The 22264-nt window shown below is 44.9% G+C and carries 19 protein-coding genes and 1 other annotated feature; of the genes, 5 read left to right on the top strand and 14 right to left on the bottom strand.

Features of this window, described 5'->3' with window-relative positions:
- Nucleotides 1-70 precede the first annotated feature (70 nt).
- A complete protein-coding gene (locus tag MKY24_RS16355; RefSeq protein ID WP_339200335.1) occupies nt 71-1276 on the bottom strand; it encodes a M20 family metallopeptidase in 1206 nt (401 codons plus the stop codon).
- 250 nt (nt 1277-1526) lie between these two features.
- Between MKY24_RS16355 and ftsW the strand changes: the two genes are divergently transcribed.
- Complete coding sequence (ftsW, locus tag MKY24_RS16360) at nt 1527-2786, top strand: putative lipid II flippase FtsW (RefSeq protein WP_339202342.1); 1260 nt, start codon at nt 1527-1529, stop codon at nt 2784-2786.
- Nucleotides 2787-3011: 225 nt separating this feature from the next.
- Here ftsW and MKY24_RS16365 read toward each other — a convergent pair whose 3' ends face one another.
- Nucleotides 3012-3377 carry an Asp23/Gls24 family envelope stress response protein gene (locus MKY24_RS16365; protein ID WP_013310912.1) on the bottom strand — a complete coding sequence of 122 codons (366 nt, stop codon included), beginning with the start codon at nt 3375-3377 and terminating at the stop codon, nt 3012-3014.
- Nucleotides 3378-3569: 192 nt separating this feature from the next.
- Between MKY24_RS16365 and cax the strand changes: the two genes are divergently transcribed.
- Nucleotides 3570-4640 (top strand): calcium/proton exchanger, encoded by a 1071-nt coding sequence (cax, locus tag MKY24_RS16370; RefSeq protein WP_028540551.1) that lies wholly within the window; start codon nt 3570-3572, stop codon nt 4638-4640.
- A gap of 140 nt (nt 4641-4780) precedes the next feature.
- Here the strand turns inward: cax and MKY24_RS16375 are convergent, their stop codons facing one another.
- The 5 genes from MKY24_RS16375 to MKY24_RS16395 form a co-directional block, all read right to left on the bottom strand.
- Nucleotides 4781-5071 carry a YlaN family protein gene (locus MKY24_RS16375; protein WP_007431028.1) on the bottom strand — a complete coding sequence of 97 codons (291 nt, stop codon included), beginning with the start codon at nt 5069-5071 and terminating at the stop codon, nt 4781-4783.
- A gap of 141 nt (nt 5072-5212) precedes the next feature.
- Nucleotides 5213-5455: an HPr family phosphocarrier protein gene (locus tag MKY24_RS16380; RefSeq protein WP_013310915.1), complete on the bottom strand. Its 243-nt coding sequence runs from the start codon at nt 5453-5455 to the stop codon at nt 5213-5215.
- A gap of 89 nt (nt 5456-5544) precedes the next feature.
- Nucleotides 5545-6660, bottom strand: a complete 1116-nt coding sequence (locus MKY24_RS16385; protein WP_013310916.1) for an aminopeptidase — start codon at nt 6658-6660, stop codon at nt 5545-5547.
- Nucleotides 6661-6736: 76 nt separating this feature from the next.
- On the bottom strand, nt 6737-7564 hold the full coding sequence (locus MKY24_RS16390; protein WP_339202344.1) for a hypothetical protein: 828 nt from the start codon (nt 7562-7564) through the stop codon (nt 6737-6739).
- Between the two features lie 219 nt (nt 7565-7783).
- Nucleotides 7784-9769, bottom strand: coding sequence for a sensor domain-containing diguanylate cyclase (locus tag MKY24_RS16395; protein ID WP_339200337.1), 1986 nt, complete (start codon nt 9767-9769; stop codon nt 7784-7786).
- A 436-nt stretch (nt 9770-10205) separates the two neighbouring features.
- Between MKY24_RS16395 and rpsD the strand changes: the two genes are divergently transcribed.
- Nucleotides 10206-10805: a 30S ribosomal protein S4 gene (gene rpsD / locus MKY24_RS16400; protein ID WP_025723468.1), complete on the top strand. Its 600-nt coding sequence runs from the start codon at nt 10206-10208 to the stop codon at nt 10803-10805.
- 80 nt (nt 10806-10885) lie between these two features.
- Here the strand turns inward: rpsD and MKY24_RS16405 are convergent, their stop codons facing one another.
- Nucleotides 10886-11755, bottom strand: a complete 870-nt coding sequence (locus tag MKY24_RS16405) for an effector binding domain-containing protein (protein WP_069080012.1) — start codon at nt 11753-11755, stop codon at nt 10886-10888.
- 201 nt (nt 11756-11956) lie between these two features.
- Nucleotides 11957-13210, bottom strand: a complete 1254-nt coding sequence (gene tyrS, locus MKY24_RS16410) for a tyrosine--tRNA ligase (protein WP_013310921.1) — start codon at nt 13208-13210, stop codon at nt 11957-11959.
- A gap of 66 nt (nt 13211-13276) precedes the next feature.
- Nucleotides 13277-13543 (bottom strand) — a binding site (T-box leader).
- Nucleotides 13544-13678: 135 nt separating this feature from the next.
- Between tyrS and MKY24_RS16415 the strand changes: the two genes are divergently transcribed.
- On the top strand, nt 13679-16702 hold the full coding sequence (locus tag MKY24_RS16415; protein ID WP_023989330.1) for a penicillin-binding protein 1A: 3024 nt from the start codon (nt 13679-13681) through the stop codon (nt 16700-16702).
- Between the two features lie 123 nt (nt 16703-16825).
- Here the strand turns inward: MKY24_RS16415 and acsA are convergent, their stop codons facing one another.
- Nucleotides 16826-18541 carry an acetate--CoA ligase gene (acsA, locus tag MKY24_RS16420; RefSeq protein ID WP_028540545.1) on the bottom strand — a complete coding sequence of 572 codons (1716 nt, stop codon included), beginning with the start codon at nt 18539-18541 and terminating at the stop codon, nt 16826-16828.
- A gap of 246 nt (nt 18542-18787) precedes the next feature.
- On the opposite strand from acsA, the gene MKY24_RS16425 reads away from it, so the two are divergent.
- The gene (locus tag MKY24_RS16425; protein ID WP_028540544.1) at nt 18788-19420 is read left to right on the top strand and encodes a GNAT family N-acetyltransferase; all 633 of its coding nucleotides are present in this window, start codon (nt 18788-18790) and stop codon (nt 19418-19420) included.
- 12 nt (nt 19421-19432) lie between these two features.
- On the opposite strand, the gene MKY24_RS16430 is transcribed toward MKY24_RS16425, so the two are convergent.
- From MKY24_RS16430 to MKY24_RS16445, 4 genes are all read right to left on the bottom strand, one after another.
- On the bottom strand, nt 19433-20131 hold the full coding sequence (locus tag MKY24_RS16430; RefSeq protein WP_028540543.1) for a 5'-methylthioadenosine/adenosylhomocysteine nucleosidase: 699 nt from the start codon (nt 20129-20131) through the stop codon (nt 19433-19435).
- A 114-nt stretch (nt 20132-20245) separates the two neighbouring features.
- The gene (gene ccpA, locus MKY24_RS16435) at nt 20246-21253 is read right to left on the bottom strand and encodes a catabolite control protein A (protein WP_023989333.1); all 1008 of its coding nucleotides are present in this window, start codon (nt 21251-21253) and stop codon (nt 20246-20248) included.
- A 107-nt stretch (nt 21254-21360) separates the two neighbouring features.
- Complete coding sequence (gene ytxJ / locus MKY24_RS16440) at nt 21361-21702, bottom strand: bacillithiol system redox-active protein YtxJ (protein ID WP_013310927.1); 342 nt, start codon at nt 21700-21702, stop codon at nt 21361-21363.
- Nucleotides 21703-21803: 101 nt separating this feature from the next.
- The gene (locus MKY24_RS16445) at nt 21804-22250 is read right to left on the bottom strand and encodes a hypothetical protein (RefSeq protein WP_023989334.1); all 447 of its coding nucleotides are present in this window, start codon (nt 22248-22250) and stop codon (nt 21804-21806) included.
- Nucleotides 22251-22264: the final 14 nt, after the last annotated feature.

Consider the following 22264-nt stretch of genomic DNA (forward strand, 5'->3'; position numbering starts at 1 on the left):
TTTCAACAGTAGGGTACCCCATTTCATTAACCTCATACTCCAGATTGAACCGTTCCCAATTCAACTCATTTTAGCCCATAATTGCCCCTGCGTTTCGTTCCGCAGCGTATCCCATAGACATCGCAATAAACAAACGAACCGCGTTAATCATAGCATCCTCATCAAAATCAAATTTTGGATGATGGTGTGGATAAACTGCTCCTTTAACTGGGTTACCCGCTCCTACGAACATGAAGCAACCTGGCACACGTTCCAAATAATACGCAAAATCTTCAGCAGGCATCAGCTTCGACGCTTTCTGCACATTCTCCTCGCCGAAAACAGATTTTGCTTCATTAAAGAAACGAGATGCTTCATGTGTGTCATTGACAACTGGTGGGTACCCCATAATATAGCGAACCTGTGCTGTTGTACCGTATGTTGCGGCTGTAAGCTCCGTCACCTCATGCAGTCGCTCCTTCATTACCGTTCGTGTCTCCTCATCAAACGTACGAATCGTTCCACTCAAGCGACACGTTTCTGCGATCACATTTTGCGCAGAGCCCCCTTGGATGGTTCCCACCGTCAGCACGGCAGGTCGTAATGGGTCGACTGAACGGCTTACAACACTTTGCAGTTGCATAACAAGAGCTGAACCCGCCACGACACTATCATTAGTGGACTGGGGCATCCCACCATGCCCACCCTTACCTGTGATTTCAATATAAAAATCGTCTGCCGCCGCCATCAACGGCCCTGCGCAACTCGCGGCCGTCCCGACCGGAAAAGGTGTCCATAAATGGATGCCATAAATGACATCCACACCTTCCAATATACCATCCTTTATTACACTGACCGCTCCGCCAGGCAGCAATTCCTCCGCAGGTTGGAACAACAAACGAATTTCTCCTTGCAGCTCGTCCCGATTCAGACTGAAATAGTAAGCCGTTCCAAGCAACGCGGATGTATGTCCGTCATGGCCGCAAGCATGCATGGCTCCGTCCACGCCGGAGCGATATTCACATTCCTTTTCATCCTGAATAGGAAGAGCATCCATATCGGCGCGCAGTAAGACGACAGGCCCGGGTTTAGCACCACGAATGGTGCCTACAACACCGTGTCCCCCTACCTGACGGCGAATCTCGATTCCCCAACTCTCCAACTTATCCGCTACAAAAGCTGCGGTTTTGCTTTCTTGAAAGGAAATTTCGGGATTCTTATGTAAATGTCTACGCCACTCCACCATGTTTTCTTGCAAACGATCAAACCAGATCTTATCTATCGCATGTTGTGTCATTCTGCTCCACCTCTCCTTTTAAAGCACCGGGCAAGTTCCCGAATTAATCATGCAGCGTCACCACGTATGCACCGCTGCTCTCAAGTCTTCATTTTCATCCTATTGTAGCAGATATGGAATTGTTGCGATATCTGTTGCTCCAGGGAGGTTGCAGAAGCCCAACAAACATAATATGATAAAATGGATAAACGATAAAATGATAACCGTCTGCGAGGAATATACCTTGTGGCGAATACCGGGGGAAGCTGATATGAGAAATACGAAGCCGGAGACTCGAAGAAGAGGCACACCGGATTTTCAATTGCTGATCCTCACTTTGTTATTGGTTGGATTCGGTGTAATTATGGTATTTAGTTCCAGCTCCAGCGTAGCTCTGCTGAATAAAGAATACAATTTTGACTCTTTATATTTTGTGAAGCGCCAATCTGCATTTGCTGTACTTGGACTTTTTATTATGTTGGTAGCTATGAATATTAAGATGGAAAAATATAAAAAGCTTTTTGTACCTTTATTTTTCATAACTATATTACTGCTAATCATCGTTCTTTTTACAGGCTCACTTAACGGCGCAAAAAGCTGGCTCAGGTTTGGTAGTGTTGGCTTCCAGCCAACGGAGCTTGCGAAAATTTCCATCATTCTTTACTTATCCGCACTTATTGTCAAAAAAGGAGATCGCTTTAGAGATCTGCGGACTGGCTACATACCTGTAACAGTCATTGTAGGCTGTGTTGCAGGACTCATCATGCTTCAACCTGATTTAGGCTCCTGCTTCATTTTGGTTGCTACCAGTGGTCTGATTATTTATGCCGGTGGAGCCAGTGTCAAGCATATTACAGCATCAATTGTTCTGCTCGTGCTAGGCGCTTCCATCGTATTTGGCATTGGGTCGTTGTTTGGAGGAGATTCTGGAACCACAGATGGACAAGCTGCTGCCCAGCAAGATTATAAAATCGGACGCTTTCAAGCCTTTCTCAATCCCGAAAAATATAGACAAGGAACAGGATACAATCTGGTACAGTCCTTGCAAGCTATAGGTGAAGGCGGTTTAAACGGGTCAGGATTTGGTAAAGGTATTATCAAGCTTCACTATCTTCCTAATTCATTTAATGATTTTATCTTTTCTGTAATTGGTGAAGAATTCGGATTTGTCGGAACAGCCATATTCCTGATGCTATATTTGTATTTCATTTGGCGAGGCATGATCATTGCTCTGCGTTGCCATGATCCGTTCGGAACGTTGGTAGGCACTGGCATCATGGGTTTGATCGCTATTCAGGCCTTCATTAATATCGGCGGTGTAACCCAAACGATTCCAATCACTGGCGTAACGCTTCCATTTATCAGCTTTGGTGGCTCCTCCCTACTTGTCATGATGTTTTCCATGGGCATTATGCTCAGTATTTCTCGTGAGAACACCAAACAAGCGGTGCAGGAACGCACCACAGGGGTAGCTGTCCGTAATGAAGTACCCAATCGCTTTCAAACGCGTAGAACCAACCGTTTTCGTTAAAAAAAGAACTTCCATGGACCACTTACAACGGTGGCTTTGGAAGTTCTTTTGGTTATGTATAAAATATGGGAACCCTCTGCAAAAATGGCTATACTGTTGATTCACAAAACGAAAACTGGCGATTCTATAACCACCAGTTTTCGTGTTTTTATTCGGGTTATCCCACGGAATTCCCGGCATGTATACAATTGGTGAAAAACGTCAATTTATCGGTTCCTGATTCTTTTACACTGCGTCGTCCTTGAACGCGACACCTTCCACTTTTACGTTCACTTCCACGACCCGCAAACCCGTCATACTTTCGACGGCTTCTCGCACATTTTGCTGAAGAATTCGGGACACCTCATGAATAGGTGTTTCGTAGAGCACGATAATACGTAGATCAATGGCAGCTTCCAGCTGTCCAACCTCCACTGATACGCCTTTTTGCACATTTTTACCGCTCAGCCTTTTGGCCCAGCCTTCCGATAAACCGCCTGACATTGCAGCAATGCCCGGTGTCTCTAATGCGGCCATCCCGGCAATTTTACCTACGACATCGTTGGAAATCTTGATGTTTCCTGCTTCCAGTTGTTGAATTTGCTCTGCCATGACCTATGTCCCCCTTCATCCATCCTTTATTTGTATTGTAAAGCCTCAGCCACTCCAAATGCAAACCCTACGTATGAAAAACAACTTTCGTTTACAACCTATATCATTTTGGGTATATTAATTTAGAAAATCCATACAAGTGACAGCTTTCACCAAACTTGTACACATCTATTGATATCGAGGTGCTCTTCATTGAAAAAATGGTTATCTCCCGCTTTGCTTATAGTGACATTTGCTCTTAGCGCAGTCGCTCATTACACGCATTGGAACGCTATAGCCCAATTTGTCATTTGCGCAATTTCTGTTGTATTCGTAGCCGGTTTTCTCGGCAGGGCGACCGAAAGTGTCGCGCATTATGCTGGCCAACGTTTAGGCGGATTCTTAAATGCCACCTTTGGTAACGCAGCCGAACTGATCATCGCCATCTTTCTTGTTAAAGAAGGTCTTTACGATATGGTAAAGGCCAGTCTTACCGGTTCCATCATCGGTAATCTGCTGCTGGTGCTCGGAGCAAGTCTGTTCGCTGGCGGTTTAAAGTACAAAGTGCAAAATTTCAATATATCGCTGGCTGGATTAAGTGGTTCTCTGATGATTGTGGCTGTTATTGCCTTGTTCGTTCCAGCTGTCTTTCTGAACACACACGTTATCACGGACAACGAATCAGATACGCTCAGCCTCATTGTCGCAGGCACGCTCATTGTCGCGTATATTGCGTGGCTTATTTTTTCTATGATTACGCATAAGGACTATTTAGCTGATGTGACCGAACAAAAAGATGAAGAATTGCCACATGAGCATGCCCCTGTATGGTCCAGAAACAAATCCATTGCCTATTTGGTACTCGCTACCGTCATGGTCGCTTTTGTCAGCGAATGGCTGGTAGGTACACTGGAGGTATTTACGACCCAATTTGGGCTCAGCGAATTGTTTGTAGGTGCCTTCCTCGTCGCTATTATTGGTAATGCAGCCGAACACAGCGCTGCTATTTTACTGGCGATGAAGAACAAAATCGGTGCATCTGTCGAAATAGCTATCGGCAGCAGTTTGCAAATTGCACTATTTGTTGCCCCTGTGCTGATTTTTATCAGTTACTTTATGGGAAACACGATGAATATTGTTTTCACCACAATTGAGCTGGTCGCCATTGCTGTCGCTGTATTTATCGCCAAATCCATCACCCAGGATGGCTCAACCAACTGGTATGAGGGACTCATGCTACTGGTAGTGTATGTATTGTTAGGTGTATCCTTCTTCCTTGTGTAGCTTTTAAGGTTTTAAAATGTGCATTAGGATGGTGGAAGGGCGATGCGCTTTTACCATCCTAAAAGAACATTTTTTAAAAAAAGGCATCAAAAAAAGCATGCTCTCAAACTCCGCATGCTCTCATCAATTCAACCGTCTTCCTAATTGGCCTTATTATTCATGGCCTCATATAGAATAGCCAGATTGCGTTCCAGCTCACTGACCAGCTGTTTACCTACCATTTCCGGAAGAAGTCCAGCGCGAACCGCAAAATCCACTTCCTTGGAAAATCCGTACATCTGAGTATCCAGCACTTCCTCATAGAGAGGGCAATAACGGGTTGCCAGATTCTCCATCTGTACTTCAATAAGCTTCTTTATTTTATCTGCATCTTCCTGAAGCAGATTAATAGCCTTGATATTCAATTGTTCCTGCAAATCAGATGAAGTCATGGATTCTTCCCCCCTATGTCTCAATGTCGCACAAGACGTCCTATCCTTAATATTAGACCAAATTGCAGGCTAATACAAGAACCTGACAAAAAAAGCATCCCTACAGTTACAGGTAGGGATGCTTTTGCTTCAAGAATAAAGTTAGCTGGCTACTGAAATATGAAGTCCGTGCTTCTCGAACACCTCGATGATCGCTTTCTTAGCTTCCTCCGCATCTGGTCCATGAACGTGTAGTTCATAGCTATGGCTGCTGACTAGGGTCGTAAACAAGCCCAGTATACTTTTCACATCAATATACTTATTTTCGGAATGAAGGACGATGGAAGAGGTGAACTTGCTCGCCGTCTGTGCAATTTCAACAACAGCCGCGTTATTATTGGACATAGAGATCCCTCGCTTTACTGAATTGTCATGTATCGTTACTCATCCATAATAATACATTGAAATCGCTTTCTCAGCAAGAACGGATATCGTTATTTTAAATTTTCAGGGTTTAATGGCTCCAGCTCAGGCAGTACAAAGATGCCGTCTTTACGAATCAAAACATCGTCAAAATAAATTTCACCACCGCCATATTCTGGACGCTGAATCAACACCAAATCCCAGTGGATGGATGAACGATTACCGTTATCCGCTGTTTCATAAGCTTGACCTGGTGTAAAATGCAAGCTGCCAGCGATTTTCTCGTCAAACAAAATATCCTTCATTGGATGTAAAATGTGCGGATTAAACCCGATGGCAAACTCGCCAATATAACGTGCTCCCTCGTCAGAATCAAGAATATCATTCAGCCGCTTCGTATCGTTACTCGTCGCTTCCACGATCTTACCATTTTCAAAACGGAATTTAACATTTTCAAAAGTAATACCATTATACAGGGTTTGTGCATTGTAGCTGATAGTTCCGTTAACGGAATCACGTACAGGTGCGCTGTATACTTCGCCATCCGGGATATTGCATTGACCTGAACACTTGATAGCTCCGATTTGCTTAATAGAGAAATTCAAATCCGTACCCGGTCCGCTGATCCGTACCTTGTCCGTCCGATTCATCAGGTCTGCCAATGCATCTTGAGCTTTGTCCATTTTTGCATAATCCAGATTACACACATCGAAATAAAAATCTTCGAATGCTTCTGTGCTGATATTCGCCAATTGAGCCATGCTGTCATTCGGATAACGCAGCACTACCCATTTGGTGTGTTTCACCCGTTGTTCGCTATGTACCGCATGCTGATAAATGGAATTATACATTTTCATTTTATCTTCCGGCACATCTGACAGATCATTTACATTTTCCCCTGCACGAATTCCGATGTAGCAGTGCATTTGCTTCATCCGGTTAAGGTCAATCTCAGCCCAGGTCTCCAGCATTTCCTTTGTCGCGTGACGAAGCATGGCGCTCTGTACCTTACGGTCTGTAAGTTGTACAAAAACATTTCCACCTTTTTTACCAACTTCATGAATGATGGCGTTAAGCAAGTCGCGCTCTGTACCAATCATTTCGATCAATACATTTTCTCCAGGCTGCACCTCAACAGAGTAACCTACCAAATTTTCCGCCAGCTTAAGTATTCTAGGATCTTTCATGTAGTGTCTCTCCTTCTCTATTTCATTCTTTTTGAACAATGGTTAATTCAAAATTCATTGTATCACGCCCGCTCCGTTACTTGTAGTCCTCAAAAGTAACTCTGGTTATCAAAGCCTCTTGATGCAGCTCTTCATTCACTCCCTGTCGGGAAATCCTGCATTCCGATGAAAGCTTTAAGGGTAAACCTGTTTGGCGATCTATGGTCAGATGATACACAGTACGCACAATGGATTGCTCCAACTGGTTGCTCATATCCTCACAACTTTGTGACCATACTTGAGTCAGCTTCTTTTGCAGTTCTCGATTCGTTCCTGTATGCTGCGTTTTTAATATCCCGATTTGAGGGTTTAACGTATTCATTTCTTTTATTAAACGATCTTTCAACCAGCGCTTTGCCGAAGCAGATTCCGGTTCAATCCTCAACATCCAAGTTCCCCGGGCAGCTCCCGTTTCCATACGAATGCTCTTATTCAGTGTATTTAATTCCTCAAGCTCCTGAATCGGATTGAAGCGATTTAACATACCATTTCCACCCAGAGGGGGATAACCGGATGTCAGCGCAACCCATTTTCCACTCTGACGAAGAAAATGTTCTTGTGTAACATCATGCTCGGACTTACCTTGTTGCAGGACTACGTAGCCACCTTGCTTACGAAAAGCTTCTGTAGAGCCCCAATGCATGATCAATTCATCGTGATTTCTTAGCCTACCGCGATATTCAAACTGCTTATTCGTTGGCAGACCACTGTCAGCTCTAATTGCAGTCCGTCCAGTAAACGTTACCATCTCTTTGCCAGCCATTCCTGCAACAGATCTCTTAAAAATCTGCTCAGGAGTATATTGTCGATCCAGTGCACAACCACTTAACACACCTATCACAAGGAACACACCACAAACCTGCATCACCCATTGCTTTCTCCAATGCATCCCATCATCCGTCCTATCCTGAACATAACTGTACTCATGAGCAATAATCCTGCTTCAAGGCAGTTATGCTACCTGGTTCACTTTATCGTGTTTTCCCTATAGTTCAAACATACACACGATAAAGCTACGTTTAGGATTACCTGTCTGCAATGGGTTATGCAAGACAAAAAGAGAACATTCCCTAAGAAATATTCTCTACACATTGGCTACATGATCAACAACTATTCGATTGCGTCCTTCATTTTTCGCTTCGTACAAGGCCATATCAGCCCTATAAAATAAAGATTCAATACTGATCTGCTCGTCCAGCCAGTTCCATTCAGCAATCCCGCAAGAAACAGTCACCTGAGGCTCGGTTTCATGCTGTACACGGTAACGTATTTTTTCTGCATATCCGAGCGCCTGCTGTACCCCCAGCTGCGGTAAATAAATGGCAAGCTCCTCGCCGCCCCATCTGGCACATACATCCTCATCGCGAGTCGCCGAACGAACGATATTGCTGACGCTTTTCAGAATTTCGTCACCCGTCTGATGCCCATACGTATCGTTCACCTGTTTGAATTGATCAATATCTACCAAAATAAGAGATCCACAGAAATCCTTTTCCTGATGTTGCTGAATGATTTGGTCCACATAATGACGTACATACAGACCTGTTAACATATCCATATTAGCCAAACGTCGCACCTCAGCGTGCAGCATAGCATTGGTTACCGCCAACCCGATATGAGGGGCTAGCATTTGCAGCATTTTGTAATTATCATAAGAGAAAAAGTGTGGAAGCTTGCTGGACAATAGTATAACCCCTCTAGGAGTACCGCTGGTCTTCATAGGTACAGCCATCAAAGACTGGGAGTCCGTCGCATCCATAAAATGAGAGGTTATCTTCCCATCCTTTCTATAGTCCGACACAATCACTGGTTCTCCTGTTTTGCGTATCAGTCCAGCAAATCCCTCTTCATGAGGGTAACTTTCTAATCTTAAGCTTTCCACATTACTCGACATGACCTTAAAACAGCTTCCATCCTGATCAAGCTGTACAATACAACAAAAGTCAGCCATGAACATTTTTAATAACTCCTGCACGGCAAATTCAAATATTTCATTTAACTTCAGGCTCTGATTCAAGCGCTGAACCAGTTCATTAATGAGACGCAATTCATGAATAAGTACATTAGATTGCTCAAGCAGCTTCGCATTTTCAAATGCAGTGCCAGCCGTATCCGCCATCATGGCAATCAGCTCTACATCCACTTTTTTCATACTATCCGCACCCGATGGAAGGATCATATGGAAAACACCGTATACACCCTGCTTGCCACGTAATGGGATGCCGATTTCAGTCATTTCATCTTGTGTACCGACAGGCTCATTCACAGCCATTTGCCCTTTCATAAATGCACGGACGCATACATCTTCGTCCCGTTCATGCAGCAGCAAAGGTTTGACCTGCGGATTGCGACTGTGTCGATCCTGACTCATATACAAGGTGATATCTACATGGGGAAACAAATAGGCGATGCTCCCGAATACCTCATCCAGCACGCCTTCCACGTCAATTTTGTCATGCATCCGTTTTACAATCTGAAATAAAATAGAACGGCGTCTACCTTCACGATCGCTTCGATTCTGCATCCCAAGGATATCTTCCATAAATATATACTCAAACTTCGAGTAAAAGCAGGATTTAAAATGTAAAGCAGCTGCTAACAATGTGGCCTGATTTGAGACAGAATGTTGAGCAGGCCGTGTAAAACGAAGAGCGGCAAAGGGCTCCCTCTTGTAATTACGGCATAGTATGGGAACCATATACACAAACGCAAGGCTTCCATCACGAAGTTTGCGCTGACTCACTTCCATCTCTCTAGATATGCAACAACGTTCGACCAAATCCAAATCCTCGTCATCATCTTCTTCCCTACCAGCAACACGAACACCTATAAAATTAAAAACAGCAGTATATTCTTCGTTAATCCAGGATATACCATTGCTCTGCTGTAACCAACTCCGATATCCTTGGACAAGCAGCTGGTTAATATAGGGGAAATCATAGGGTGTCATATCCATGTTCTGGAGCCAGGCAAAAGACGTATATCCTTTATCATCAAACAGCGGAGCACCGCCAGCCTGGACTGTTTTACTGTCAAGCATTTGCTGATCCGTTGTTGAAAATTCCGACATATTAAGGCGCTCCTTCACAGCAAAATTAGCTGTACCAAGACAGCGGCTATACACCACTATAGCTCATAATATGATCTATTTTACTCTCAACTCTAGAAATTTGCATCCATTTTTCAGAAATTCGTCCCACTTTTTTAGTTCTTAAGCCCTATCGACAAATTCTGACGTTTTCATTCTTTTTCTTTTCTTGACATTGACCCACTCTTACATATAGTATATATTAATGAAAAAGACTGTACGGCAGAACTATCTACTGTGCGGATCTTAAATTTTGGGCGTAACAGTTTGTGTCACCCTCATCTTTTTTGTTGCTGACAGGACAGCGGCTGAACTTTTCTGTCAGTAGTGCGTCTTACCTTAATTGGTAGCGCCGAACAAATTGGAGCGCAAAGAGAGCCCCAACTCAAATTTTAATTATGAAGGAGTTAACTCTATAATGGCACGTTACACTGGTCCTAAATTTAAATTGAGCCGTCGTCTCGGTATTTCCCTGAGCGGCACAGGTAAAGAATTGAAACGCCCTTTCCCTCCGGGACAACATGGTGCAAACCAACGGAGAAAAATCAGCAACTACGGTATGCAGCTTCAAGAGAAACAAAAGCTGCGTCACATGTACGGCTTGGGTGAAAAACAATTCCGTACCCTGTTCAACAAAGCTCAACACATGCACGGTATCGCTGGTGAAAACTTTATGTTCTTGCTGGAAAGCCGCCTGGACAACCTTGTGTTCCGTCTTGGCTTTGCTAATTCCCGTGCAGGCGCACGTCAATTGGTAGCTCACGGTCACGTTACTGTGAACGGTAAAAAAGTTGACATCGCTTCTTACCAAGTAAGTCTTGGCGACGTGATCGGTCTTCGTGAAAGAAGTCGTTCCCTGTCTTCCATTAAAGAAGCTTTGGAAAACCGCAACCACTTGGCAGCTTACCTGGAGTACAATGACGCAGCTCTGGAAGGTAAATTCATTCGTTTGCCTGAGCGTGGCGAATTGTCCCAAGATATCGATGAAAAACAAATCGTCGAATTCTACAACCGCTAATCCTTGTATTAGCACCAAAAAGCACCCGAATTTATTCGGGTGCTTTTTTTTATATTCCCTATGCATCGAGCCTGAGGGTTTTATTCAATGGGGATGTATACCTTCATACTCAAGTGATCTGGATAGGAGGAATTCATCACGTCCGTAATTTCAAAATCAGGCCCCTCCCTCCGTTCAAAATTAGAATTAGGAAGCCATGTGCCATAGATAAAGTCTCGTATATTCTGAACCCGTCCATCTGAACCCGAAGCGTCAAACTCAGCATACTTCCCTGCTGGAATCTCCATATATACGAAACCCTCTGCCAGTTCTTTTGACTCTTCTTCAACTGCCTCGCCCACCACAAATGAAAATGCACCGTTGTCTTCAAATCGACAGGCAACCCCATATGACATTCCCGGTGCAATTTTGTTCGGGATAAACATAAAATATTCATTTGCTCCAAAGTGCCCATAAAACCCTGGGATTTCTTTATAGTGCTGCTCATTATTCAGATTTGTTTTATATTCATATCCTACAATTTTAACTGTTTCGAGCTGCAATATCACCGGCTTATTCACATCCAAATCCCCTATCGTATTTTTTTGGTAATCCAGAAAATTGATTTTACTTTGCGCAGGAAACTCGATATCACCGTTACGATACTTCCCAGGGGTGATCCCAAAATTCTTTTCAAAAGCGCGGGTAAAAGCTTCTTGTGAGTTGTACTGATACTCAATAGCAATGTCCAACACTTTTTGATTGGATTGTTTTAGCTGTTCAGCCGCCTCGGACAATCTTCTCCTTCTTATATATTGTTGAACCGTAAAACCCGAAATGGCCTGAAAAACCCGTTGGAAATGAAAAGCTGAAAAACAGGCCTGTGAAGCAATCTCGGCAATTTTTAAATCCTCCCGGAGATTCAATTCAATAAACTCAATCGCACACTGAATTCGTTTAAAATAGTCCATATAATCCTTCCCCGCACTTGTAATTGTTTTGGTTATCTATCCTACACCCAAATTGTGCAACCCACGTTTTCATTATGTATAACTCTTTACCTACATGTTTGATTATTTGTGCTAAGTTTACCATGACTTTTCACTTGTCAGAAATAAAAAAGCAGCGCTGAGATCGATACAATCTCAGCGCTGCTTTTGAAAATATTTTCATTATCCAAGCTTGATTTTAGCAAATTTCCGTTTACCTACCTGCACAATGTCGCCTTCCTTCGGCGTGTATGCTTCGTTCACATCGGTCCATTTCTCTTCGTTAATTTTGACCGAACCCTGCTGAATACTGCGCTTGGCTTCACCATTAGATGCTGCAAAGCCCAGATGAGTCAGCAACTGGATTACACGAATGCCACCTTCTTCTAACTGATCAGCCGTCAAGGTGAACTCTTCAATATCGTCAGGCAGCGCACGTTGCTGGAATACGGTCACAAAATGCTGCTTTGCTGCTTCCTCTGCTTCTTCACCGTGGTACATGCGCACTAACGTTCCAGCCAGCTTCATTTTGGCATCACGTGGATGTACTGAGCCGTCCTTAACACCTTTCGCCAGCTCTGCCAGCTCCTCGTTGTTGATATCCGTTGCAAGCTCAAAATATTTCAGCATCAGCTCGTCAGGAACGGACATGGATTTCCCGTATATTTCGTTCGGCTCCTCATCAACACCAATGTAGTTCCCCAAACTTTTGCTCATCTTCTGGACGCCATCCAGCCCTTCAAGCAATGGTAATGTAATAGTAGCCTGCGGCTCAACTCCGTATTCTTTTTGCAGGGTTCTGCCCATCAGCAGATTAAACTTCTGATCCGTCCCCCCCAATTCAATATCGCTTTGGAGAGCCACGGAATCCATGCCCTGCATCAGCGGGTAAAAGAACTCATGGATGCTGATCGGCAATCCGTTTTGGTACCTTTTTGTAAAATCATCTCGTTCCAACATACGGGCAACCGTTACTTTGGCCGACAGGGTTACTACATCAGCAAAAGACATTGGCCCTAACCATTCGGAATTGTAGAATACCTTTGTTTTTTCAGGATCGAGAATTTTAAAAATTTGTTCCTTGTACGTTTGTGCATTACGCTGTACATCTTCCTCAGTCAGTTGCTTACGAGTCTCCGATTTACCTGTCGGATCACCAATTCTGCCTGTAAAATCTCCGATAATCAGTTGCACTTGATGGCCTAATTCCTGGAACTGGCGCAGTTTGTGCATAACAACCGTATGTCCGATGTGAATGTCGGGCGCAGATGGATCAAGACCCAGCTTAATTTTGAGCGGCTCGCCGCTAACGACCGATTTGATTACCTTACGCTTCAGCTCATCCTCCGGTACAATTTCCGCCACACCCCGCTGTATCACCTCTAGCTGTCGCTCGACCTCTACCTGTTGCTCCGGCTTCAATTCTTCCCACTTCATCCTGTATACCTCCTATTTTTCATCCAAAATATTACATATTAGACAAACCAAAAAGCCCCTTTCATCCCAAGGGACGAGAAGGAGCTACTCGCGTTACCACCCTAATTAAAGAAACGCATGTCAAAGACAGACATTTCTTTCACTTCATTCCTATAACGGGCCTACACCCGGTACTGGATTACTATGGTAGCTTCGCAAACCTGCAAATGCTTTCCATTCATCCAGACAGCTCCAGACGGTAATTCAAAGGAGGGACGCTACCGATTCACACCACCCATCGGCTCTCTGTACAACGTGAATCCGCCTTCTACTGAAGTCTTTCTCTGCTTTTCACGATATTTACTTTGACCTATTTATAACACACTGCTTTTATGTAGTCAACGACACCAAAAGACAGGCTTTTTAGCATATGGGTTCATTTTGTAATTTTATGCTATAATAATGGCTGTTATAAAGGAGGAAGACTTAATGGTTGAAGAAAAAAACAATGTATCAGCGCCAAAGCCTTCCCGCTTGAGGACAACCATGCGAAGGCTCGGCCGTGTCATAAAGTGGGTCATCATCATCGGTTTTATGGGGGCACTATTTGCAGGGGGGGCCGCCGCTGGCTATGTCGCTTCTATTGTAAAAAGCGAACCCGTGCGTTCCAGATCCATGATCCTACAGGAAGTAGATAAGAATGCAATTACAGGCTTCGCTTATTTCAATGATGGCTCTCCCATCGGACAACTTCGGACAGAAGAAGATCGAAGACCTGTCACGTTTAAGGAGATTCCACAACTCGTCATTGACGCAGTCATTGCCATTGAAGATAATCATTTTTATGAGCATAAAGGTGTCGATTTGTCGGGAACGCTGCGTGCTGTGAAGCAAAAGGCGCTGCATGAATCCGTACAAACCGGGGGTAGTACCCTCACCCAGCAGCTTGCGCGTCGTGTCTTTCTAAATCTCGATCGCACGGATGACCGCAAGGTCAAAGAAATTTTGCTGTCTCTGCGCCTTGAGCGCTTCCTGAGCAAGCAGCAAATTATTACGGCCTATCTCAATAAAGTACCTTTTGGTAACGGTTCAAGCGGTTACAACGTCTTTGGCATTAAAGCAGCGGCCAAAGGTATTTTTAATGAGAATGATCTGAACGAGATTAATGTAGCCCAGGCCGCCTATCTGGCAGGTTTGCCACAGCTTCCTTCTTCTTATTCTGCTTACAACGGTAAGGGCGAGTTTAATGAAGCTGGCTTTAAAAGAGCCATCAACCGCCAGCACCTGGTGCTCAGTCGAATGCTGGAGGAGAACAAAATCAATAAAGCACAGTATGATGAAGCGATGGCTTTTGATATCAAAAAATCTCTCGCACCACGCACTGTTAAAGCTTATAACACCTATCCATACCTTATGATGGAAACAGAACGACAGGCTGCGCAGGCACTCATGTCTGTCACCAATCCGGGTCAAGCAGCTAATGCCAGTGCAGATGCCAAGACCAAGGACGATAACGATTTACTCAAAGAAGCTGAACAGCAGCTTCGCACAGGCGGTTATATGGTGTACACCACCATTGATAAGAGCGTCTACAAATCTATGCGTCAAATTGCAGAAAATAAAAACAACTTCTCTGCCACTAGTAAAACCAAGGGTGACGAACAAGCAGCGGCTATTCTGATTCAGCATAAAACAGGCGCCATTCTTGGAATGATGGAAGGTCGGGACTTCCAAAAGGAGCAGATGAATTATGCCACGCAGATGGTACGTCAGCCAGGTTCGGCAATGAAACCGATTGCTGCCTATCTCCCTGCATTGGACAGCGGTCTTGTGCAGCCTGGTAGTATCGTGGATGATGCCCCTATTATTTTGAAAGATGGCAGTAATGGATATCACATTCCGAAAAATGCTAACAACCGCTATCAAGGATTGGTTACGGCGCGTTATGCACTGAATCAATCGCTAAATACGATAGCACTCAAGCTGTTTAACGAAAAAGTAGGGATTAGCAATGCTTGGGCTTTTGCTAAAAAACTGGGTATCACCACCTTGGAATCCAGTGATAACAACGCTCAAACGGGTGTACTTGGCGGCTTGGCCCATGGGGTGACTGTCGAGGAACTCACGAATGCATATGGAGCCATTCCAAATGGCGGTGTGTTTAATGACGCCTATATGATCGAAAAGATTGTGGATTCGCAAGGCAATATTGTATATAAGCATCAGGCTAATCCTGTGCAGGCCTTCTCACCGCAAACCGCCTACCTGATGACGGATATGTTGCGTACAGCCGTGTCGGAAGGCACAGGCAGACTGGTGAAGCGGAACTTTGATCAATCCGGCAAGATTCCGATTGCCGGCAAGACAGGCACAACGCAATCCTACACTGATGTTTGGTTCGAGGGCTTTACGCCTGACGTCACGCTGGGTGTATGGGTTGGTTACAAGCAACCTGTCAATAAGCTTGAAACGAAAGTCCAAAAAGAGCGGGCTCGTCGCTTATGGGCTCTAATCATGAATGAAGTAACAGCTAAAGATGCCCAGCTGTTCCAAACGGACAGCTTCAAGAGACCTGACGGCATTGTAAGCCGTACAGCATCCGCGTATGGTTCGGACATTTATAACAGTAAGTATCCACCTAAAAACAGTGAAAATGGTGTGAGCCGTGCGAAATATATTACCTACCAAGGTGTGAATTATATTCCACGCGATGGTACACCGGATGATATGTTATATGAACGGACCGTTAGAAAACGGGAAAAGCCCATCTCAGAATTGATTAAAGAGCTTCAGCAAGCCTTTAAGGTGATGAGACGACATAATTCGTTGTCCTACTATCTGCCTCAGGATGCAGATAAGGAAGCTCCTACTCAGATTGATCCACGCAAGGACGATGGAGCAGCCCCTAACGCTCCATCTAGCATCAACGTAAGCTATAGTGACGGCAAAGCCATAATCAGCTTTAGCCCAAGCGGAAACAGCGACGTCGTAGGATACCGTCTGTATCGTTCTACAGATGGGGGCAGCTTCCAACGGCTTGGCAAGGTTGTTATGGCTGACGGCTCCAAGGTGTTCTCTGACAGCCCTGGGGGCAGCAGCTCCAGCTACTACGTGACCGCCGTTGATGTAGGCGGCCATGAGTCTGGGCCAAGCACGAAAGCAAGCGCAGCACCTGTGGTGCCACCTGCAGATTCTGAGTCTCCAGACGTTCCGGGCGAGGGAGATGGAACAGGTGCACAGCCTACAGAGGTTCCTACTGCCCCTGGACAGCCTCAAGCTAAAGCCGCTGGCTCATCCGTAGCGCTCCAATGGAGCGCAGGTAAGTCTGCGGACGCTATTACAGGCTATAACGTGTATTACAGCGAAAGCGGTGCGGAGCCTTTTACAAACATAGGCTCTACCGCATCTCCCAGCTTTGAATATAAGTCGGGGAAAAAGCCAAAAGGCTGGTTTCGTGTCACTTCCATGAATACCATAGGGGAATCGGCTCCTTCCGGAGCCGTCCGTCCATAACTGAAGACAAAAGCAGAAAGTGATAGGTTGGGTGAATATGAGATTCACCCTAACAAAAAGGGAGTCCCCTTAGCCATTAAGGCTTTGGAGACTCCCTTTTTTAATTCTAATATGCACAGCACTTCAATCCTCTATGGTAGATAAGTCACCTGTAGGAAGGTTAAGCTCCCAGGCTTTCAACACGCGCCTCATAATTTTACCGGAACGGGTTTTGGGTAGCTTTTCCTTAAACTCAATTTCGCGTGGAGCAGCATGAGCAGACAGCCCTTCCTTAACGAAGCGATAGATGTCCTGCTGTAAAGCTTCAGACGGTGCATAGCCTTCACGCAGTGCAACAAAAGCCTTGATAATCTCTCCCCGCACGGTATCTGGTTTTCCAATGACTCCGGCTTCCGCTACTGCAGGATGCTCCAGAAGCTTGCTCTCCACCTCAAAAGGGCCGATTCGCTCCCCGGAGGAGTTAATGACATCATCAATCCTACCCTGAAACCAGAAATATCCGTCCTCATCCATGTAAGCTGAATCACCCGATACATACCAACCGGGAAAGCGGAAATATTCCTGAAACTTGTTCGGATTGTTCCATATACGATTCATCATGGATGGCCATGGTGTACGGATCGCCAAGTGGCCCATCCGGTCAGGAGGCAACACCTGCCCTCTGTCATCCAAAATAGCAGCCTGAATACCTGGGAGTGGCTTTCCCATCGAACCCGGCTTAATTGGCAGCTCAGGGTAATTACAGATCAACTGTGCTCCTGTTTCCGTCATCCACCAAGTATCATGAATGCGCTGTGTATACACTTGCCATCCCCATCGCACCACTTCTGGATTCAGCGGTTCCCCAACGGATAATACATGCCGCAGACTGCTGAGATCATATTTGGAAACAACCTGCTCCCCTGCGCTCATCAGCATTCGAAACGCTGTAGGAGCACTATACCATATGGTCACTTCGTGACGCTCAATCGTGCGGTACCAGTCTTCCGGGCTGAAACGCCCCCCACGAATGACATTCGTCGCTCCATTTAGCCATGGAGCAAAAATACCGTATGATGTTCCCGTGACCCAGCCAGGATCAGCAGTACACCAATACACATCATCTTCCCGCAAATCCAGCACCATTTTGCCAGTATAGTAATGCTGAATCATCGCATTTTGCACATGATACACGCCTTTGGGCTTGCCTGTTGAGCCTGATGTATAGTGAATAATTAATCCATCTTCACGATTCAACCATTCTGGCTCAAGTTCCTCTGAGGACATAAGCATTTCTGTCTCGAAATCGATAATTCCCTGCTCACGTGCATCCATATCACCAACCACAAAAATATGTCGCAGCTCAGGAAGCTCCTCACGTTTTACCCGTGACAGAAGCGCAGGTGTGGTCACTAATGCCACCGCCCCACTATCCTCCAATCGATCCTTAACCGCAGTTTCCATAAACGCCTCAAATAATGGACCGACAACAGCTCCAACCTTTAGAACACCAAGTAAACTAATAACCAGCTCGGGTGAACGTGGCATGAAAATAAACACCCGCTCCCCTTTACCAATACCGTATTTCCGCAGCACATTTCCGAACCTGTTAGAACTAGCACGAAGCTGAGAGAAGGTGTAGGTTTCGTGACGGTTTGCGTCACAATACAATAGTGCCGCTTTCTCACCTCGTCCTTCCTGTACATGTCGATCAATGGCTTCATGTGCCATATTGACCTTGCCTGTTTCATACCACGTAAAATGACGCTCTGCATCCTCCCACTGAAAGTTGTTGTAAGCTTGTTCATACGGGCCCATGTTGGATGTGGGAACTACAGTCTGGAGTTCTTCAATCTTCATGCGTTAAGCCTCCTCACAATGGATTAATGAGAATCACACAGGACAAGATAACGCTTACAAAATCAATAAAGCAGATGAAGTCCTTTGGTGTACTGGTTGATTTAAGTACTTAATTGTGAACATTTTATGTCTAAAACAGTATATCATAGGTCAGGATGTGACGACCATCCTTTTCATTTAATTGTTTTTTTGCTATAAGTAGGGGATATGAGGAACGAGCTCATGGCGAACAAGGAGGGCGTACACATGCAGCATTTAAAACTGTACCACTTGGACACGCTGGATCATAACGGACAAACAATCTATGTAGAAGGCCCCGTATCCGCGGATCAACTGCGTTCATTTCAAATGCACAAGCAATTAGATGCCTTTCGCAAACCAAAGGAACAGTTCGACGCGTTGGTGGATATTTCAGAACTGCCAGAAGGCAGAATTATCATTGCCCACAACGGGGAAACCCTTCTGGGATATGTTACTTTTCATTACCCAGATGAGATGGAGCGCTGGTCGGAAGCTGGCATGAAGGATTTACTGGAACTTGGAGCTGTTGAGGTAGCCGATGACTATCGTGGTCTGGGCCTGGGTAGCCGAATGATTCGGATTGCCTTTGAGGACAGACAACTTGAATCCTATATTATTTTTACCACCGAATACTATTGGCATTGGGATTTAAAAGGCAGCGGTCTCTCCGTATGGGAATACCGCCGCATGATGGAACATCTGATGAAAACTGTAGATATGGTCTGGTACGCCACGGATGATCCTGAAATATGCTCACATCCTGCTAACTGTCTGATGGTACGAATGGGAAAGGATGTGCCCCTCGCATCACAGGAGCAGTTTGACCATATCCGGTTTGTCCGAAGATTCATGTATTAAAAAATTATACCCTTATCCCAAATGCTTGAGCATGAACTCCACAATACGATGCGAACGATGTGAAGCTTCTACCGTAAATTCAGCATAATTAACGTGAGCCGATCCATCAGCCTTATCTGACATAGATCGTAGGACAACATAAGGCACAGCGTTCATATGAGCTGTCTGAGCCACAGCTGCACCCTCCATTTCGGTACAAGCACCGTCCATTTCCTGATGCAATGCAGTCACTAACTCACGATTTGCAACAAATTGATCGCCAGAAAGTACCTTGCCGACAATATACCGATCGCCAAACGATTTGCAGGCTTGCTCAGCTAGACTTACAAGCTCGGGATCAGCTACAAACTCTGAGGTGTCCTGATAAGGAATGACCCCTCTGGCATAGCCCAAAGGCGTTACATCCATATCATGCTGCATACATGTTGATGAGATGACAATATCCCCAATGTTTAAATCGGGATGAACTGCCCCTGCCACTCCCGTAAATATAATCTGTTCTACACCAAAATGATCAATCAGGATTTGTGTTGTTACCGCAGCATTAACCTTGCCTACACCGGATTTGCAGACAACGACTCTTTGCCCGTGAATGATTCCTGTAGTGTACGTGATTCCAGTCTTGACCGTCTTGCTCGCTTCCGTCATCGCTGCCAGCAGCAATTCAATTTCTTCATCCATAGCACCCATTAATCCATAAAGTCGGCTCATTACGCATCCCTCTATTCTTGGTTTGATGATGATGTCCATAAGAAGCTTTATATCCGCGAAAAAAGCTCCATCAAAGGAGCTTTCATCGAAGGTATATCCTATTCAGCACTGCGTCTAGTCTAAATAATTAACTGACAACCGCAAAATAGTTTCATGCGGCAAAATAACGCGAGGGTTCTCCACGTTTTCCTTTTTCATCAGCTTGGTCAGCAAACGCATCGCTACCGCACCCAAATCGTACATCGGTTGCGCGACGGTTGTCAGCTGAGGACGAACCATAGAGGCCATACGAATATTGTCAACACTGATTACCGAAAAATCATCAGGAACTTTCAAACCCTCATCCTGAATACTGTGGATCGCACCAATTGCCATTTCATCCGTAGCAGCAAAAATCGCACTTGGCTTCTTCTTCAGGCCGAGAAAATATTTCATTGCTTCGACACCGGATTCATAACGGTAGTTCCCGATTCGCACGAGATCCTCCTGATAATCAATTCCGGCTGTTTCCAGTGCTCTCTTGTAACCTTGGAAACGTGCATAGCCGTTTGCAGGGTCTTGAAGCGTACCACTGATCATTGCGATTTGACGGTGTCCATGGCGGATCAACGTGTTTACTGCATCAAAAGCAGCGGCTTCATGGTCGATATCGACCGAAGGATAGCTTCCTTTTTCATCACTCGTTGCACATAGAACGATAGGGACCGCAGCTGTATGGAACGCCTGAATATGCTCGTCCGTTACTGTACCACCCATGAACAGAAGACCATCCACTTGCTTTTCAAGCAATGTGTTGATGACACGAATCTCTTTTTCTTTTCGCTTGTCGGCATTACACAAAATAATATTATAGTGATACATATTCGCTATATCCTCAATACCGCGCGCAATTTCTGCAAAAATTGAGTTCGATATATCCGGTATAACCACGCCGACGGTCGTTGTCTTCTTGCTGGCCAGACCTCTAGCGACCGCATTTGGGCGATATCCCAATTGTTCAATCGCTTCGTACACTTTCTTGCGGGTCTGAGGTTTCACATTAGGATTATTGTTAACTACGCGGGACACTGTGGCCATTGAGACACCAGCTTCGCGAGCTACATCATAGATCGTTACCGTCACATTCCTTCTCTCCATTGCCAATAAATTTTCAACCGAATCCTAGATCAACTAATTAGAACCATGATACGACAAAATACTACTTTATGCAACGACAGCACACATTCTATCTATGTGAGATGATCGTGGAGTGCACGGGCTGTAATATTCGAATGGGATGTATGCCAAACAGCCTCTCCGCCCTTGATTAAAATGGCCTGGGGGGATTCATGCTTCACCTGAAGCCTGTCCGCGGTTTCATTGGACACCGGCCGATCTTCTACTACATAAATGATACCGTATTCAATATTTTCGTTGGGAGCGCCATGCAAATAGGACTCCACTTCCTGATATGCGCCTGCACTTATCGGACAACGTGTGCTATGTTTAAAGAGAAGCAACGGCTTGTCTGATGACGCTTCCAGAGCCGTATTTAATTGTTGAACAGTAGTCATTTTTGTCATCGTCGCCATTGGATATACATTCCTTTCTGTGTCTTGTCGTATGGCCTATTCACATCGTAACAAAAAGAACATGTAAAATCCAATGGTGACCATGAAAATTTTCATATTTTTTAGTTTTTTGTATTCGTAAATACCGATTCACTGGTAAAACCGGATAATTGAACCAATTTTTTCTCTACATCATTCATCCAATCTTCGTCTCCCAGACTTCTCGCATAGCGATAAAGATCCAGTAAGAGATTAATTCGAAGCTCCATGCGCTCCTCCAAAGCAGATTGCCAATCCACATTGGGATTGTCCGCTTCCTCCAATACAAGCTTGCGAATTATTTCTGCCAGTTCATTGTTGCGAGCAAAAGATATTCTCCGTGCCGTAGGTTTGCTCCCTAGACTTTGTAATAGTGCCTTAATGTCCTTCGTCACATGCTGCAAAACCTCACTGGAAAAGCATGACGAGCATGAGAATACAGGGACGTGCAAAATTTCAACCTTGCCCGCATAGATTACCTTTCGCAGTTCCAGTCCCATCGGTTTGCCACATTGACATTGCTTCTGCATTTAACCACCTCATT

Origin of the sequence: Paenibacillus sp. FSL P2-0322, from assembly GCF_037975315.1 — a bacterium.
In the GTDB taxonomy this organism is placed as follows: Bacteria; Bacillota; Bacilli; order Paenibacillales; family Paenibacillaceae; genus Paenibacillus; species Paenibacillus polymyxa_B.

What these genes read in the sequence shown, in the direction of transcription:
- MKY24_RS16355 (WP_339200335.1), bottom strand. Translation starts at nt 1,276, where the DNA reads ATGACACAACATGCGATAGATAAGATCTGGTTTGATCGTTTGCAAGAA.
- ftsW (WP_339202342.1), top strand. Translation starts at nt 1,527, where the DNA reads ATGAGAAATACGAAGCCGGAGACTCGAAGAAGAGGCACACCGGATTTT.
- MKY24_RS16365 (WP_013310912.1), bottom strand. Translation starts at nt 3,377, where the DNA reads ATGGCAGAGCAAATTCAACAACTGGAAGCAGGAAACATCAAGATTTCC.
- MKY24_RS16375 (WP_007431028.1), bottom strand. Translation starts at nt 5,071, where the DNA reads ATGACTTCATCTGATTTGCAGGAACAATTGAATATCAAGGCTATTAAT.
- MKY24_RS16380 (WP_013310915.1), bottom strand. Translation starts at nt 5,455, where the DNA reads ATGTCCAATAATAACGCGGCTGTTGTTGAAATTGCACAGACGGCGAGC.
- MKY24_RS16385 (WP_013310916.1), bottom strand. Translation starts at nt 6,660, where the DNA reads ATGAAAGATCCTAGAATACTTAAGCTGGCGGAAAATTTGGTAGGTTAC.
- MKY24_RS16390 (WP_339202344.1), bottom strand. Translation starts at nt 7,564, where the DNA reads ATGCAGGTTTGTGGTGTGTTCCTTGTGATAGGTGTGTTAAGTGGTTGT.
- MKY24_RS16395 (WP_339200337.1), bottom strand. Translation starts at nt 9,769, where the DNA reads ATGTCGGAATTTTCAACAACGGATCAGCAAATGCTTGACAGTAAAACA.
- rpsD (WP_025723468.1), top strand. Translation starts at nt 10,206, where the DNA reads ATGGCACGTTACACTGGTCCTAAATTTAAATTGAGCCGTCGTCTCGGT.
- MKY24_RS16405 (WP_069080012.1), bottom strand. Translation starts at nt 11,755, where the DNA reads ATGGACTATTTTAAACGAATTCAGTGTGCGATTGAGTTTATTGAATTG.
- tyrS (WP_013310921.1), bottom strand. Translation starts at nt 13,210, where the DNA reads ATGAAGTGGGAAGAATTGAAGCCGGAGCAACAGGTAGAGGTCGAGCGA.
- MKY24_RS16415 (WP_023989330.1), top strand. Translation starts at nt 13,679, where the DNA reads ATGGTTGAAGAAAAAAACAATGTATCAGCGCCAAAGCCTTCCCGCTTG.
- acsA (WP_028540545.1), bottom strand. Translation starts at nt 18,541, where the DNA reads ATGAAGATTGAAGAACTCCAGACTGTAGTTCCCACATCCAACATGGGC.
- MKY24_RS16425 (WP_028540544.1), top strand. Translation starts at nt 18,788, where the DNA reads ATGCAGCATTTAAAACTGTACCACTTGGACACGCTGGATCATAACGGA.
- MKY24_RS16430 (WP_028540543.1), bottom strand. Translation starts at nt 20,131, where the DNA reads ATGAGCCGACTTTATGGATTAATGGGTGCTATGGATGAAGAAATTGAA.
- ytxJ (WP_013310927.1), bottom strand. Translation starts at nt 21,702, where the DNA reads ATGGCGACGATGACAAAAATGACTACTGTTCAACAATTAAATACGGCT.
- MKY24_RS16445 (WP_023989334.1), bottom strand. Translation starts at nt 22,250, where the DNA reads ATGCAGAAGCAATGTCAATGTGGCAAACCGATGGGACTGGAACTGCGA.